The following is a 14,589-nucleotide window of genomic DNA, read 5'->3' on the forward strand; positions in this document are numbered from 1 at the left end:
GCCCTGGCCGGCCGGCCCGCGACCTCCGCCACGTTCGAGGCCGCCGTCAGGCGTGCCGCGGACGGCGCCCAGCCCCGCGCGCACAACGCGTTCAAGCCCGCGCTGCTGCGCCGCACCCTGGTACGGGCACTGACCGAGCTCGTGGAGAGCCGATGAGCGGTCCACGTGAGCTGATTCGGCCAGGCGCCGTCGAGCCGGGCAGTACCGGATCGGACGGTGGCCATGCTTGAGCTCGCCGATGAGCTGCTCGAACGTGTCCGGCGCGGAGTCCCGTTCGTGACGGCCACCGTGACCGGCGTGGCCGGTAGTGCTCCCCGGCAGCCTGGCTCTTCGCTGGTCGTCGATGCGGACGGCGCGGTGCTGGGCAACGTGTCCGGCGGCTGCGTCGACGCCGCCGTCCACGAGGCCTGCCAGGAGATGCTGGCCGGCGACCACCGGCCCCAGGCGCTACGGTTCGGCTACTCCGACGCCGACGGGATCGGCGTGGGCCTGACCTGCGGCGGCACGATCGAGCTGCTCCTGCGCCACCACGACCCGGCCGCCGCGCCGGAACTCGAACGGGCACTCTCCGACGCCGCGGGCGGAAAGGCCGGAACCTCGACGGACGGCAAGGCGGTGGCCCTGGCCACGGTCGTGCGCGGCCCGGGCACCCACCTCGGCCGGACGATCGTCGTGCGGCCCGGCCGACCCGTCGCAGGAAGTCTCGGGGACGAGCTGCTCGACCGGGTGGCCGGGGATCGAGCGACGGACCTGCTGCATGCAGGGCAGACCGGCACGGTCGAGCTCGGGGTGGCGGACAGCCTCTGCCGGGAGCCCCTGACCCTGCTGGTGGAGTCCAGCACCCCGGCTCCACGGATGCTCGTCTTCGGCGCGATCGACCACGCCGCCGCGCTGGCCCGGCTCGGCGTCTTCCTCGGCTACCGCGTGACCGTGTGCGACGCGCGGGCCACATTCGCCACCGCGGAGCGGTTCCCGGACGCCGAGGTGGTCGTCGACTGGCCGCACCGTTACCTCCAGGCGCAGGCCGACGCCGGGCTGCTCGACAGCCGGACCGTTGCCTGCGTGCTCACCCACGACCCCAAGTTCGACCTCCCGCTGCTGACGGCTGCTCTGCGGCTGCCCCTGGCGTACGTCGGGGCCATGGGCTCACGCCGCACCCACGAGGAGCGCCTGGCCCGGCTCCGCGACGCAGGGCTGACCGAGCACGAGCTCGACCCTCTCCACTCCCCCATCGGCCTCGATCTCGGAGCCCGCTCCCCGCAGGAAACCGCGCTGTCCATCGCCGCGGAGATCGTCGCCCACCGGCACGGCGGCTCAGGGGTGCCCCTGAGCACCGGCGTCCCCATCCACCACAGCGTCCCGTCGACCAGTGCCCCGTCGACCGGCGCACTCACGCTCAGCAGCTAGAAGGAGTCACGATGCCCCGTACCCCAGTCGGACGCGAGACCGACCGCGTCGACGGCAGACTGAAGGTCACCGGCGCCGCCGAGTACTCCGGTGACTACCGCGCCACCGACCTCGCCCACGCCCACCTCGTGACCAGCACCATCGCACGAGGCACCATCAGCAGGATCGACACCGCGGCCGCGCTCGCCGCGCCCGGTGTCCTGCGCGTCTACGCCGCGCCAGAGACCCGCCTGGGCCTGTATCCGATCACCGGCCCGCTCGCCGGCTTCGTGGAGAACTACGTCCCCCTGACGGACACGGAGGTCCGGTTCCACGGTCAGGCCATCGCGATGGTCGTCGCCGAGACCCCCGAACAAGCACGCGACGCCGCCGCACTGGTCACGGTGACCTACGACGCGCAGCCACCGCGCACCTCTCTCGCGGACGAGCCCCACGAGCCGGCAGGCCCCACCCTCACCGGGACGCCGAGCAGCCTCGAGGTCCTGGCCCCCGGCGTCGGCTCGATCGACGACGCGCTCGCCGCCAGCGCCGTCGTCGTGGAGGCCGAGTTCCACCAGCACATCCAGCACCACGTGGCCATGGAGCCCCACGCGATCCTCGCCGCCTGGGACGGCGACCAGGTCACCATCCACGCCGGCGCACAGGTCCCCGCGGCGTTCGCACTCGGGATGTCCCAGCGACTCGGTGTCCTGTCCCAGAACGTTCGGCTCATCACCAAGTACGTGGGCGGCGCGTTCGGCGCCCGCGTCATCATCTGGAGCGACACCCCGCTCCCCGCCGCCGCGGCCCGGGAGATCGGGCGGCCGGTCCGACTCGTCCTCACCCGCGAACAGATGTTCACCCTCACCGGCCACCGGCCCCAGCTCACCCAGACGGTCCGGCTGGGCGCCTCCCGCGATGGCGTCCTCAACGCCGTCAGCCACCAGAGCGTCTCCGAGCGCCCGTCCACCGTCGCCTTCCCCATGACGCCAGCCCACAACACCACGGACGCCCTGTACCGCACGCCCAACCTGCGCGTCCATGCGGAGCTGGCCGTGCTGGACATTCCCGGGAGCCGGGCGATGCGCGGCCCCAACGAAGCCCCCGGATCCTTCGCCCTGGAGACAGCCATGGACGAGCTGGCCGTCGCCACCGGTATCGACCCGGTCGAACTACGGCTGCGGAACAACGCCACTGTCCATCCCGTGACCGGGCTGCCGTGGTCGAGCAAGCATCTCGAGGAGTGCTACCGCGTCGGCGCGCGGCGCTTCGGTTGGTCCGCCCGCAGCGCCACACCCCGTTCGCGCATCGAGGGGCAGTGGCTGTACGGCACCGGTATGGCCACCGGCATCTACCCTGCGCACCGCCGTCCCGCGAGCGTGCGTGTCCGGTTGCTCGACAACGACACGGCCGTGGTCTCGACGGGGATCTCGGACTTCGGAACCGGCGGGGCGACCATGGTCGCGGTCTCCGGCGCCGACGCCCTGGGGATACCCCTCGACCGGGTGACGCCCGAGATCGGCGACACCCTGCTGCCTCAGGGCGCACCCGCCGTCGGCTCCAGTGCCACGCACGCCACCGTGCCCCTGGTCGTGAACGCTGCCCACGATGCGATCGACGAGCTCAAGCGGCTCGCCGTCACCGACGACGGTTCGCCGTGGCATGGCGCTAGCGCGGACGACCTGCGCTACGAGCGCGGGATCCTGCACGGGCTCGGCCGCTCGATGACCTTCGGACGCCTGCTCAGAGCCGTAGGCTCACCGGGCATCACCGCGACCGCCGAGTCACCCGGTGCCGCCGACCCGGGGTACGTGCACCACAGCTTCGGTGCCCACTTCTGCGAGGTACGGGTCAACCGGTACACCGGCGAAACCCGCGTGACCCGGTTCACCACCGTCGCCGACGTCGGCCGCGTCATCAACGCCAAGGCCGCCCGCAGCCAGCTCGTCGGCGGCGTCATCTTCGGCATCGGGCACGCCCTCCTGGAGGAGAACCACCTCGAGCTCCGCACCGGACGCCTCGCGAACAGCACCCTGGCCGACTACCTCGTGCCCGTGAACGCCGACGTCCCCGACATCGACGTGGTCATGCTCGACCGGCCCGACCCCATCCTCACCGGACCGCTCGGCGACGGCAGCGAGGACGTCGGCACCCGCAGCCTCGGCGCCCGAGGCCTCGGCGAGATCGGCACGGTCGGCTCGGCGGCCGCCATCGGCAACGCCGTCTACAACGCCACAGGCATCCGGGTGCGCAACGTGCCCATCACCCTCGACAAGCTGATCGACCACCTCTAGGGAGCGGCCAGGTCATGTGGCGCGGGCGACGCGAGGGCAATCCAGACGGCATATCGGGCATCGGATCAAGGGGTATGGAATGAGAGTACTTGTGACGGGTACGTCGAGCGGCATCGGCAGCGCGATCGCCGTCAGGCTCGCTGAGCACGGCCACGAGGTCGTGGCCGGAGTGCGGCGCCTCGCGGACGCCCCGGCCCACCCGCGGATCAGGGCCGTAGAGCTGGACGTGACCGACACCGCGCAGCTCGCCGCCGTGGCGGAGGAGATCGGTCCGCTCAGCGGCGTGGTGAACAACGCCGGCATCACCATCGCCGGGCCCCTGGAGCACCTGCCGCTCGACCGCCTTCGGGAGCAGCTGGAGATCAACGTCGTCGGGGTCGTCGCCGTGACCCAGGCGTTCCTGCCCGCGATCAGAGCGGGCCACGGGCGCCTCGTCATGATCGGTTCGACCAGCGGTCTCGTCACCACACCGCTCCTGGGCGCCTACAGCGCCTCGAAGTTCGCCGTCGAGGCGGTCGCGGACGCGCTCCGTCAGGAGCTGACGCCGTGGAGTCTTCCCGTGGTGATGATCAATCCCGGAAGCTTCGCCTCACAGAACCGGGCCAAGACAACGGCGATCGCGGAGGTAGACCGCGCGGCCATGGCGGAGCCCGCAGAGCGCCGGTACGGACGCGCCCTGGACGCGTTCGTCCAGTTCAACGAGTCCGTGGAGGCTGGAGCCGGTGACCCGAAGCGGGTCGCCGCCGTTGTCGAGCGAGCACTCACCGCGCGTCGGCCCCGGACGCGCTACCTCGTCGGCGCCGACGCACGCATGGTCGTCACCATGAAGCAGCTCCTGCCCGCCCGGGCGGTGGATACGATGCTGTCCAGGATCATGGGTCTGCCGCGACGTCCCACGGACTGACGGAGTGAGGGGCGGTCTCGTCCGGGCGCTCCGCACACCGCTGAGACGCAGCGGTGACGGTCGCCAATCGTTTGCCGGACGGCTCAGGCAGCACCGACGGCGAGTTCGTCGCGACGTCCCTCTGCCCCAGCAGGTCGCAGTGCACGGTCCCGGAACTGCTTCGGCGAGGCACCGACCACACGTCGAAACGCGGTGCTGAACGCGCTCTCGGACTCGTATCCGATGGCGAACGCGAGCTCGGAGATCGTCTGCGTGTTGCGCCGCAGCGCATCGCGCGCCAGGCTCATGCGCCACTGGATCAGGTACTCGAGCGGCGCAAGCCCGACCTGTCGTTTGAACGACTTCGCAAAACCCGAGCGCGACAGGTGGCTGATCCCGGCGAGCTCCTCAACGGTCCAGCGGTGGGCCACGTTCGAGTGCATCGCACGCAGCGCGGCGCCGACACCGTCGTCGACCAGCGCCCCCAGCCACCCGACAGGACGATCCGACTGCTCAGCGTGGGCACGCAGCACCTGGACCAGGAGGATCTGGACCAGGTGGTCAAGGATGAGCGAGCTCCCGATGGCGCAGGTCCCGACCTCGCCGGACAACAGCTCGGTCACATACGCCAGCGAACGGATCCGGGGATCGTCTGCGCGAACGTGCACGAGCGGCGGCAGGATGTCGAGCAGGATGGGGGCGTTGAGCTCGTCGAACCAGAAGTACCCACCGCACAGGTATGTGTCTTCGTCGTCGACCGATCCGATGCGTACGGCGCCCCCTGCGGCGGTTTCCCACAATGTCGCGGCCGGCAGCGGCTCGATGGACTGGCCGCTGCCCAGTGAGTAGGCCGGCGGGTTGCTCAGCAGGTAGAAGTCGCCCTCACGGAGATGCACCGGCTCCCGCCCGTCGAGCGCCAACCAGGTGTCACCGCGTACCACGCCGCCGATCTTGACGTGCGGGAACGCCTCGAAGCGCACTTTCCACGACCCGCCGGCGCGCAACGCCGGATAGACCACGGTACGAGGCCGTAACAGCCCGATCGCATCCGCGACCGGGTCACTCGGTCCCGCGTCGGGCGGGAAAGTAGAGGATGCGTAAGAAACTGCGGACGGCACGTTATGGATTCTAGCAATGCACGGTTGCAGGCTTGTCGTGTGCCCGCACTTCGATCGCAGGCTGCGAGACGAGATGACAATGTGCGGCTCAGCTCAATTCGAGAGGGAAGATTGACATGACATACGCCGAACTCCGCGAGTTCTACGAGGACTACATCACAGTGCTCAACGCCCACGAGTTCCACCGCCTCGACGAGTTCGTCGCCGAGAAGCTCACGCATTTCGGTGACGCCGTTACCCGTGACCAGGTCGTCGCCGCGCTGACCGCCCAGGTGGACGCCGTGCCCGATCTGAAGTGGCGCCTTGACGACTTCAGGGTCAGCGGTCACGAGGTGGCTGCGCGCCTGACCAACACCGGCACCCCGGTCAAGGAGTGGCTCGGGGTCGCTCCCACTGGCGCATCGTTCGAGGTCACCGAGTACGCCCTCTACCGGGTCCGCGACGGACGGTTCATCAACATGACGAACCTGCAGGACTCCGACGCCGCCAGGCAGCAGCTGGGCGGCTGACCGCGAAGGCGTCGAACGCTCACCGGTCCGCGAGAACCCCTTCTGCCCAGCCACCGCATCATCGGTTCGGACGCCGGCCCGGCGTCCGAACCGATGATAAGAGGCCACCGGGACGGGCACTTGGTAAGGGCGGATTGTCAGGGCCTGAATAACGCCGTCCATTTCCGCGAGAGTAGGGCTGACAACCTGCCTTCTAGGAGTGGACCAATGTCACGCAAACCCATCGATATCGTGATCCCGGACCTGTCGGGAAAGCTTGCCGTCGTCACTGGCGCCAGCGACGGCATGGGCCTGGGTATGGCCGCGCGCCTCGCGGCAGCGGGCGCCGAGGTGATCATGCCCGTGCGCAACCCGCGCAAGGGTGAAGCGGCGATCACGAAGATCCGGGACTCTGTGCCCGCTGCGAAGGTCTCGCTGCGAGACCTCGACCTGTCCTCGCTCACGTCCGTCGCCGCGCTCGGTGACACGTTGCGCGGGGAAGGGCGACCGATTCATCTACTGATCAACAACGCGGGCGTCATGACCCCACCAGACCGACAGACGACGGCCGACGGGTTCGAGCTTCAGTTCGGCACGAACCACCTGGGTCACTTCGCGCTCGTCGCGCACCTGATGCCGCTCCTTCGAGCCGGCCGTGCGCGGGTCACCTCACAGGTGAGCATTGCCGCGAACCAGGGCTCGATCAACTGGGACGACCTGAACTGGGAACGCAGCTACGACGGGCAGGGCGCCTACAGCCAGTCGAAGATCGCTTTCGGGCTGTTCGGTCTGGAGCTCGACCGGCGCAGCCGCGCGGGCGGCTGGGGTATCACCAGCAATCTCTCGCATCCTGGGGTCGCTCCGACGAACCTGCTCGCGGCCCGTCCAGAACTCGGTCGTGGCGAGGAGGTACCCGCCCGGAGGATGATCCGCTTCCTGTCCGAGAGGGGCATCCTGCTCGGGACGGTCGAGACGGCCAAGCTGCCCGCTCTCATGGCAGCCACCGACCCCAGCTCTAGGCCTGGCGGTTTCTACGGCCCGAACTGGCCTGGACGCGTCGGAGGACCGCCCGCCGAGCAGAAGCTCTACTCGCGACTGCGCAGCGCGGACGAGGCCGCACGCGTCTGGGACGTCTCCGAGCAGCTGACGAAGACGGCTATCAACACCGTCTGAGAGAAGTGCCCGGTCGCCTGACCCGCACGTCGCGCACTGATCGACCGTCAAGGAACCTCGCGGTGGGCACGCGGCACGTACGCGCCGCGTGCCCACCGGGCGGTCGACGTGTGGAGTCAGGCCGCAGTGAGAACTGCCTCGATCAGACCTGGGGGCTGTGAGCACGCCGGGCGTTGTGGAGGTTGGCCAGACCGGGCCCGAGATGGAGCAGGGACATGGCCGGGCGGCCGGCCATCCTGGCGAAGCCATCGGCCGCACCGGTGGCGACCCCCTCGAAGAGACGACCCGTGGGCATGATGGCTTTCCCTGGTGGCGGGTGGGACATGCGCGAGTGGCGAACCTGCCGGGCAGTCGGGGCGTTCTCCGGCTCGCCGGCTCAGCGCAGCGTCTGTGTACCGATGACGGACAGGACCTGCAGCTTCTCGTAGCTCTCGGTACCGGGGACGGCCGTGTAGACCATCAGGGCGTGGGCCTGGCCCGGGTCGACCAGGCGCTGACAGTTGAGCTCCAGGGCACCGACCTCGGGATGCACGAAGTGCTTGACCTCGTGCGGGCGGATCCCGATCTCGTGCTCGTCCCACACCCGCCGGAACTCCTCACTGAAGTCCAGGAGCAGGTCGGCCAGGTACGCGGCACGGGAGTCGGGGCCACGGAGGGTGACGAGCCCGCGCAGGCCCGCGGCGTACATCCGGGTGAGGAAGGCGTGCTCCTCCGGGGCGTAGAGATCCCGAGCGCTCGGGTCGGTGAACCAGCGGTAGCCGCTGCTGCGGGCCGGCCCGGTGTGCCGGGTCGTGTCGCCCGTGAGCGCGACCCCCATCGGCGTCTGCCGCAGAGTCTCGCCGAGCTCCGTGACGATCTCCGCGGGTGTGTCCTCCAGCCGGTCCAGGATGCGCAGCAGCCCAGGACTGATGTGCTCGCTCGACGCGCCCCGAGCCGGCGGGTTGTGTCCCGCGAGGCGGAACAGGTGGTCGCGTTCGTCGATCGACAGGTGCAGCCCCTGCGCGATCGACGCGAGCATCTGCGGCGACGGTTGCGGACCGCGCTCCCGTTCCAGACGCGAGTAGTAGTCGGCCGACATGTTGCACAGCGTCGCGACCTCCTCGCGCCGTAACCCGCTGGTTCTGCGCCGCTGCCCGCGAGGCATGCCGACGTCCTCCGGCTGCAGCGCCTCACGCCTGCTCCGCAGAAACCCGGCCAACCCGGCGCGATCGATCACATTGCTCCCCCTTCTGACAGTTCTGCCTCGTTCTTATCCCACGCGGAGCACGGTAGCCACGCCCTGACGATCCCCCCTTGGCGCAGACACCCGCGCTCTTACCTGGCGAGCCTGCGCGAGTTCGTCGAGTCCGCTGCGTCGCGATGGCGGCCGGCCGTCCCCGCGGATGCTCACCGTGCGTCTCAAACAGCTGGAGACCGCACACCTGGTCGAGCGCATCGTGATCCCCACGACCGGGGCCGATCCCCTCCCGTCGACCTGACCCAGAAGCGGGGGCGCAGGAGGCCTAGTCTCTCGAACTGGCCGCGAAGCGCTCCGGCCCGACCGCGGACAACAGCTGCAGCCTCTTGTAGCTCTCGGTACCAGGAACCGCGGTGTACACGAACAGGTGGTGCGACTGATCGGGGTCGACCAGCGACTGGCAGTGCAGCTCCAGCGCGCCGACCTCGGGATGCACCAGACGCTTGACGTCATGGGGGTGAACGCCGACCTCATGGTCGTTCCACACCACGCGGAACTCCTCGCTCCGCGCGAGGAGCCGGTCGGCGAGCTGCGCCGCTCTGGAGCCCGGGCCGCGGAGGGTCGCGAGCTGGCGCAGGCTGGCGGCAAACATGCGGGACAAAAATGGATGGTCCTCGGGGGCGTAGAGCCATCGCGCGGCAGGATCGGTGAACCAGCGGTAGCCGATGCTGCGGGCCGGGCCGCGGTAGGCAGTCAGGTCACCGGTGAGGGCGACGCCCAGCCGTGTCTGCCGGAGCGTCTCCCCGAGCTCCGTGACGATCTCGGCGAACGTGTCGGTCAGGCGGTCGAAGACACGCAGCAAGCCGGGACTGATGTGCTCGTCGGCCGGGCCGCGCGGAGGCGCGTTGTACCCGGCCAGGCGGAACAGGTGGTCACGCTCGTCGAGGGACAGGTGCAGCCCTTGCGCGATCGACGCCAGCATCTGCTCGGACGGGCGGGGGCCACGCTCCCGTTCGAGCTGCATGTAGTAGTCGGTCGACATGTGGCAGAGCAGGGCCACCTCCTCCCGTCGTAGCCCCGCGGCCCGACGGCGTCGTCCACGCGGCAGGCCGACGTCCTCCGGCTGCAGCGACTCCCGCCGGTGGCGCAGGAAGCCGGCCAGGCCGACCCGATCGACTGTCATGCCTTCGTTTCTAGCACCCGCGCACGCGGCGTGACACGGATCGTCGATACCCCCATGAGGGCGACTCCGGAGACCCCAGCCTGGGATCGCCACCCCCCTGGTTGCCGTCCATCGGCTTGGTCAGTCTGGATCCGAGCACGTGACCAGCGACCAAGAGGAGCCACGATGGCCTATACACCAATCGGACGCGAGATCGACCGCATCGACGGCAGGCTCAAGGTCACCGGCGCCGCCCAGTACTCCGGCGACCACCCAGCCCCTGCTTTGGTGCACGCCTACCTGATCACCAGCAGCATCGGGCTCGGCCGCATCCGCGCCATGGACACGGCCGCCGCGCTGGACGCTCCGGGCGTCCTCGACGTGTACAGCCCGTTCAACCCCCTGCGCCTGTACGTGATGCCCGGACTCGGCGAGAACTACGCGCCCCTCCAGGACCCCGAGGTGCGCTTCCACGGGCAGATCATCGCCATGGTCGTCGCCGAGAGCTTCGAGCAGGCGCGCGACGCGGCGGCGCTGGTCACCACGACCTACGACGCCACGACGCCACGTACCTCGCTCGACGACGAGCCCAGCGCGCTGCCCGAGACGACGCCCGGCGGGCACCCGGCCGGCTCCACGGTCCTGGCCCCCGGCGTCGCCTCGATCGATGCGGCGCTGACGGCGAGCGACGTCGTCGTGCAGGCCCGCTTCCACCAGGACGCGCAGCACCACGTCGCGATGGAACCCCACGTCACCCTCGCCCAGTGGCGTGACGGCATCCTCACCGTCCACAGCGGCACGCAGGTGCCCCTCTTCGCCGTCATGCTGATCGCCGCCAGGCTCGGCATCCCGGCCGACCGCGTACAGGTCATGAGCAAGTACGTGGGAGGCGGTTTCGGCAGCAAGGTCCTGTCCTGGTACGACACCTCCCTCGCCGCGGCCGCGGCCGACGTGCTGAACCGCCCGGTCAGGCTCGTCCTGACCCGGGAGCAGGTGTTCCAGGTCATCGGCCGCCGGGGTCAGATCAACCAGACGGTCAGGCTGGGCGCCTCGCGGGACGGTGTGCTGACCGCCGTCAGCCACGTGACAGACGCCGAGATGCCCGCCGTCGGCGGGTGGCACATGGTCGCGGCGGAGACGTCCTCGGGCCTGTCGTACCGGACGCCGAACCTGCACGTCGAGGACCGGCAGGTGGCCCTCGACATGTCGCCGACCTGGGCGATGCGGGCGCCCAACGAAGCCCCTGGAGCGTTCGCGCTCGAGACCGCGATGGACGAGCTCGCCGTGGCCACCGGCGTCGACCCGGTCGAGCTGCGGCTGCGCAACTACACCACCGTCGTTCCCGGTACCGAACGGCCCTGGACGAGCAAGTACCTCGACGAGTGCTACCACGTGGGGGCACGACGCTTCGGCTGGTCGGCACGGTCCGCCACCCCCCGCGCCCGCACCGACGGCGACTGGCTGATCGGCATGGGGATGGCCTCCGCCGTCTACCCGACGGACCGGCAGCCGGCCACCGTCCGGGTCCGTCTGCACGCCGACAACACCGCCGTCGTGTCCACCGCGACGGTGGACCCGGGCACCGGCGCCGCGACGATGGTCGCGACGGTCGGAGCCGACGCCCTGGGGATCCCGATACGCCGGATCGAGCTCCAGTACGGTGACTCGACGCTGCCGCAGGGCGGTTCGTCGGTGGGATCCGGCGCCACCGCCAGCACCGTACCGGCGGTCCAGGCCGCCGCACGGGCCGCCGTCGACGAGCTGAGGCGGCTCGCCGTGACCAGCCCTCGCTCCCCCTGGCACGGCATCGATCCGGCGGACCTGCACTACGAGAACGGCCGCCTGCGCTCGGCGGACCGTGCGATGACCTTCGGCCAGCTCCTCACCACCGTCGGTACGCCCGCCGTCGGCGGCGAGGGAAGTCACCAGCCTGGCGACGAGGCCAACCGGTACGCCATCCACAGCTTCGGCGCCCACTTCTGCGAGGTCCGGGTCAACCGCCACACGGGCGAACCCCGCGTCAACCGCTTCACCACCGTGGTCGACGCCGGTCGCGTCGTGAACGCCAGGGCAGCCCGGAGCCAGCTCGTCGGTGGCGTCATCATGGGCATCGGGCACGCCCTGTTGGAGCACAACCCTGTCGAGCCCGGCACCGGACGACTGGCCGCGAGCAACCTGGCCGACTACATGGTCCCCGTCAACGCCGACATCCCCGACATCGACGTGCACTGGCTGGACCGTCCCGACCCCGTCCTCAGCGAGCTCGGCGCCAAAGGGCTCGGCGAGATCGGGACGGTCGCCTCGGCCGCCGCCGTCGGCAACGCCGTCTTCAACGCCACGGGTGTCCGGGTCCGCGACCTGCCCATCACCCTCGACAAGCTGCTGCAGGACGACTAGCCGCACGGCCCGCCAGCTCCTGGTCACCAGCCTGGGATCGGGAGAGCCTGGATAGGGCTCCGGCGTCCGCCGAGGATGTACCCGCCGCCCGCCGCAACGACGATCGAGAGGTCCCTCCATGCCCAGCTACCACGTCAGGACCACCAGCTCCGCCTCACCGGATACGGTCTGGCGTCTCCTGGTCGACGGCCGCTCCTGGCCCAGCTGGTCATCGGGGTTGGACGAGCTCGTGGAGCCCCGTTCGAGCGGGCTCGACCCGAATGGGCGTGACGGCGTCGGATCGGTCCGCGCCTTCCGCACGGGACGCACAGTCGCCGCCGAACGACTCGTCGAGCTGGTGGAGAACCGGAAGATGACGTACGAGGACGTCTTCAATCCTGCACTGAGGGACTACCGAGCCGAGATCCGGCTCGAGCCGAACACCAACGGCGGCACGGCCATCAGCTGGCAGGGCAGCTGGCACGCCCGGCCAGGCGTCGGGTGGCTGATGCCGTTCATCCTGCCGGGCATCATGCAACGCATGGCCGACGACCTGGCGACCTACGCCGCGCGCATCGACGACGAACATAGCCGCTGAGCGCAGGCGCTGGCACTGCACACACCGGACGCCGCGCGGGCGTGGCGGAACCGGTGCCCCACGAAAAAAGACCGGACCCACAGACGGAGAACCGATGGTGGAGAGTGTCGTGACCCCGAACCCGACCGGAGTCCAGGAGATCAGCCTGCCCGACGGCACGACCGGCTGGCTGGTCACCGGATACGACGAGGCCCAGCAGGCGCTGTCGGAGCAGCGTCTGTCCAAGGTGCTGACCGCGGAGGAGGTCGGCCTGACGCCGGAGCTCACCAGCGCGATGCTGCGGCAGATGCTGTTCCTCGATCCTCCCGACCACACGCGGCTGCGCCGGCTCGTCTCGTCCGCGTTCACGGCACGGAGTGTCGAGGCGCTGCGCCCGCGCATCGACCAGATCGCCACGGAGCTGCTCGACACGATCGCCGGCCAGGAGACGGTCGACCTCATCGAGACCTTCGCCAACCCCTTGCCGCTGCAGGTCATCTGCGAGCTGCTGGGTGTGCCGCTCGAAGATCGCGCCGCGTTCCGGGACTGGTCCGCGATCATCGCTGCCGGCCCGGCCCGGCAGCACGAGATGCCCGAAGCGCTGAACGGACTGCTGGTGCGCATCCGGGCCATGCTCGTCGACCGTGCCGCGCGGCCCGGCACCGACCTGGTGAGCGACCTCGTCGCGGCGGGGGAGGAAGGCGACCGGCTCTCGGCGGACGAGCTGACGTCGATGGTCTTCATGCTGGTGATCGCGGGTTACGAGACCACGGTCAACCTGATCGGCAGCGGCGCGCTGATGCTGCTCGAGGACCGGGACCGCTGGATCCGGATGCGCGGCGAACCCGGCCTGCTGCCGGCTGCCGTCGAGGAGTTCATCCGGTTCGAGCCGCCGATCGCGGTCACGACGCAGCGCCGCGCCACCGCGACGGTCACGCTGGGCGGCCGGACCATCCCGGCCGGCTCGCGAGTGATGGTCAGTCTGGCGGACGACAACCGGGACCCCGCTCGTTTCCCGGACGCCGACGAGCTGCGCCTGGACAGGTCACCGGCCCGGCATCTGGGCTTCGGGTACGGCGTCCACCACTGCATCGGCGCCCCGCTGGCCCGTGCCCAGGCACAGGCCGCGTTCACTGCGCTCATGACCCGGTTCCCCGACCTCAGCCTGGCGGTCCCCGTCGAGAGCATCGGCCGGCGTACCGACTTCCAGCGCGGCGTCACCGAACTGCCTGTCCACCTTCGCGGCGAGCCCTCCTGAGCCGGCGGCTCAGGTCGGCCGAGTGACTGGATTTTTACCTTGGGTCCCGGGCCGGACCGATCGGGCCTAGCGTTCGCTCCACCGGCCCGACCGTCACCGTGGGCGGCCCGGGCGATCGGTGGGCGCGGTTCTTGCGTGATCCCCGTCGACGGTGAAGACGACCTTGCCGTACGTCCGCCCCGCGCCGGCCGCGAAGACGTCCGGCAGCTCCCGCCACGGCCGCACGGCCCCGACCACCGGGTCGAGACGCCCCTCGTGGATCTCGGCCGCGAGCCACGACATGTCGTGGCCGAGGTCGGCCTCGGCCCCGAGGAAGAACGTCGTCAGAGAACGGTCGTGCCGGTTGCCGTCGCCGAACAGGTCCCCGTACCCGAAGCGTTCCTCCTCCCCGGCCGCGTGCCCCAGGGCGACGAGCGTGCCGCCCGGCGCGAGCCGCGCGAACGCCCGCACCAGGTGGGAGCCGCCCAGCAGGTCAAGCACGCCGGAGACGTCACCGCTCAGGTCGGACGGCGAGGCCACCACCTCTCGCGCGCCGAGCCCGATCAGCCGTTCGCGCGCGGCAGGGTTCCTGGTCGTTGCGACGACGTCGGCACCGCTGCGGGCCGCGAGCTGCACCGCGAACAGCCCGACCGCGCTGGTCCCGCCCAGCACCAGCACCCGGCGGCCGAGGACCGGGCCGAGGCGGCGGAGCCCGCGC

The 14,589-nt window shown here is 70.4% G+C and carries 13 protein-coding genes; 8 read left to right on the top strand and 5 right to left on the bottom strand.

Annotated features, from left to right (window positions below; translation table 11 throughout):
* Window positions 1–222 precede the first annotated feature (222 nt).
* The 3 genes from PROKR_RS24410 to PROKR_RS24420 all read left to right on the top strand — a co-directional run bounded on the left by PROKR_RS24410 (window position 223) and on the right by PROKR_RS24420 (window position 4,584).
* Window positions 223–1,407 (top strand): XdhC family protein, encoded by a 1,185-nt coding sequence (locus PROKR_RS24410; RefSeq protein ID WP_036968840.1) that lies wholly within the window; start codon window positions 223–225, stop codon window positions 1,405–1,407.
* An 11-nt stretch (window positions 1,408–1,418) separates the two neighbouring features.
* Window positions 1,419–3,680, top strand: a complete 2,262-nt coding sequence (locus PROKR_RS24415; protein WP_036968843.1) for a xanthine dehydrogenase family protein molybdopterin-binding subunit — start codon at window positions 1,419–1,421, stop codon at window positions 3,678–3,680.
* A gap of 79 nt (window positions 3,681–3,759) precedes the next feature.
* Window positions 3,760–4,584, top strand: coding sequence for an SDR family oxidoreductase (locus PROKR_RS24420; RefSeq protein ID WP_036968846.1), 825 nt, complete (start codon window positions 3,760–3,762; stop codon window positions 4,582–4,584).
* An 83-nt stretch (window positions 4,585–4,667) separates the two neighbouring features.
* On the opposite strand, the gene PROKR_RS24425 is transcribed toward PROKR_RS24420, so the two are convergent.
* Window positions 4,668–5,681 carry an AraC family transcriptional regulator gene (locus tag PROKR_RS24425; protein ID WP_051433320.1) on the bottom strand — a complete coding sequence of 338 codons (1,014 nt, stop codon included), beginning with the start codon at window positions 5,679–5,681 and terminating at the stop codon, window positions 4,668–4,670.
* A gap of 116 nt (window positions 5,682–5,797) precedes the next feature.
* On the opposite strand from PROKR_RS24425, the gene PROKR_RS24430 reads away from it, so the two are divergent.
* Together PROKR_RS24430 and PROKR_RS24435 are read left to right on the top strand one after the other, a co-directional pair.
* Window positions 5,798–6,190, top strand: a complete 393-nt coding sequence (locus tag PROKR_RS24430; RefSeq protein WP_036968849.1) for an ester cyclase — start codon at window positions 5,798–5,800, stop codon at window positions 6,188–6,190.
* A gap of 207 nt (window positions 6,191–6,397) precedes the next feature.
* Entirely contained in the window at window positions 6,398–7,342 is a 945-nt protein-coding gene (locus tag PROKR_RS24435; protein WP_036968852.1) for an SDR family oxidoreductase, read from the top strand.
* Window positions 7,343–7,484: 142 nt separating this feature from the next.
* Here the strand turns inward: PROKR_RS24435 and PROKR_RS37900 are convergent, their stop codons facing one another.
* From PROKR_RS37900 to PROKR_RS24445, 3 genes are all read right to left on the bottom strand, one after another.
* Window positions 7,485–7,667 (bottom strand): thiamine pyrophosphate-binding protein, encoded by a 183-nt coding sequence (locus tag PROKR_RS37900; RefSeq protein WP_342665907.1) that lies wholly within the window; start codon window positions 7,665–7,667, stop codon window positions 7,485–7,487.
* Window positions 7,668–7,718: 51 nt separating this feature from the next.
* Complete coding sequence (locus PROKR_RS24440; protein WP_036968855.1) at window positions 7,719–8,558, bottom strand: helix-turn-helix transcriptional regulator; 840 nt, start codon at window positions 8,556–8,558, stop codon at window positions 7,719–7,721.
* Window positions 8,559–8,844: 286 nt separating this feature from the next.
* The gene (locus PROKR_RS24445) at window positions 8,845–9,702 is read right to left on the bottom strand and encodes a helix-turn-helix transcriptional regulator (protein ID WP_036968858.1); all 858 of its coding nucleotides are present in this window, start codon (window positions 9,700–9,702) and stop codon (window positions 8,845–8,847) included.
* Window positions 9,703–9,867: 165 nt separating this feature from the next.
* Between PROKR_RS24445 and PROKR_RS24450 the strand changes: the two genes are divergently transcribed.
* The 3 genes from PROKR_RS24450 to PROKR_RS24460 all read left to right on the top strand — a co-directional run bounded on the left by PROKR_RS24450 (window position 9,868) and on the right by PROKR_RS24460 (window position 13,892).
* Complete coding sequence (locus PROKR_RS24450; RefSeq protein ID WP_036968861.1) at window positions 9,868–12,078, top strand: xanthine dehydrogenase family protein molybdopterin-binding subunit; 2,211 nt, start codon at window positions 9,868–9,870, stop codon at window positions 12,076–12,078.
* A gap of 118 nt (window positions 12,079–12,196) precedes the next feature.
* Window positions 12,197–12,655, top strand: coding sequence for an SRPBCC family protein (locus PROKR_RS24455; protein WP_036968864.1), 459 nt, complete (start codon window positions 12,197–12,199; stop codon window positions 12,653–12,655).
* A 109-nt stretch (window positions 12,656–12,764) separates the two neighbouring features.
* On the top strand, window positions 12,765–13,892 hold the full coding sequence (locus PROKR_RS24460) for a cytochrome P450 family protein (protein ID WP_211240229.1): 1,128 nt from the start codon (window positions 12,765–12,767) through the stop codon (window positions 13,890–13,892).
* Between the two features lie 93 nt (window positions 13,893–13,985).
* Here the strand turns inward: PROKR_RS24460 and PROKR_RS24465 are convergent.
* Window positions 13,986–14,589, bottom strand: a 604-nt coding sequence (locus tag PROKR_RS24465) for a zinc-binding dehydrogenase (RefSeq protein WP_169736550.1), incomplete at its 5' end; no start/stop codon positions are given.

The sequence above is a fragment of the Promicromonospora kroppenstedtii DSM 19349 genome (genome assembly GCF_000515355.1).
GTDB classification, from domain to species: Bacteria; Actinomycetota; Actinomycetes; order Actinomycetales; family Cellulomonadaceae; genus Promicromonospora; species Promicromonospora kroppenstedtii.

Coding starts and splice junctions, on each gene's coding strand:
- PROKR_RS24435 (WP_036968852.1), top strand. CDS start 6,398: ATGTCACGCAAACCCATCGATATCGTGATCCCGGACCTGTCGGGAAAG.
- PROKR_RS24455 (WP_036968864.1), top strand. CDS start 12,197: ATGCCCAGCTACCACGTCAGGACCACCAGCTCCGCCTCACCGGATACG.
- PROKR_RS24410 (WP_036968840.1), top strand. CDS start 223: ATGCTTGAGCTCGCCGATGAGCTGCTCGAACGTGTCCGGCGCGGAGTC.
- PROKR_RS24420 (WP_036968846.1), top strand. CDS start 3,760: ATGAGAGTACTTGTGACGGGTACGTCGAGCGGCATCGGCAGCGCGATC.
- PROKR_RS24415 (WP_036968843.1), top strand. CDS start 1,419: ATGCCCCGTACCCCAGTCGGACGCGAGACCGACCGCGTCGACGGCAGA.
- PROKR_RS24445 (WP_036968858.1), bottom strand. CDS start 9,702: ATGACAGTCGATCGGGTCGGCCTGGCCGGCTTCCTGCGCCACCGGCGG.
- PROKR_RS37900 (WP_342665907.1), bottom strand. CDS start 7,667: ATGTCCCACCCGCCACCAGGGAAAGCCATCATGCCCACGGGTCGTCTC.
- PROKR_RS24430 (WP_036968849.1), top strand. CDS start 5,798: ATGACATACGCCGAACTCCGCGAGTTCTACGAGGACTACATCACAGTG.
- PROKR_RS24450 (WP_036968861.1), top strand. CDS start 9,868: ATGGCCTATACACCAATCGGACGCGAGATCGACCGCATCGACGGCAGG.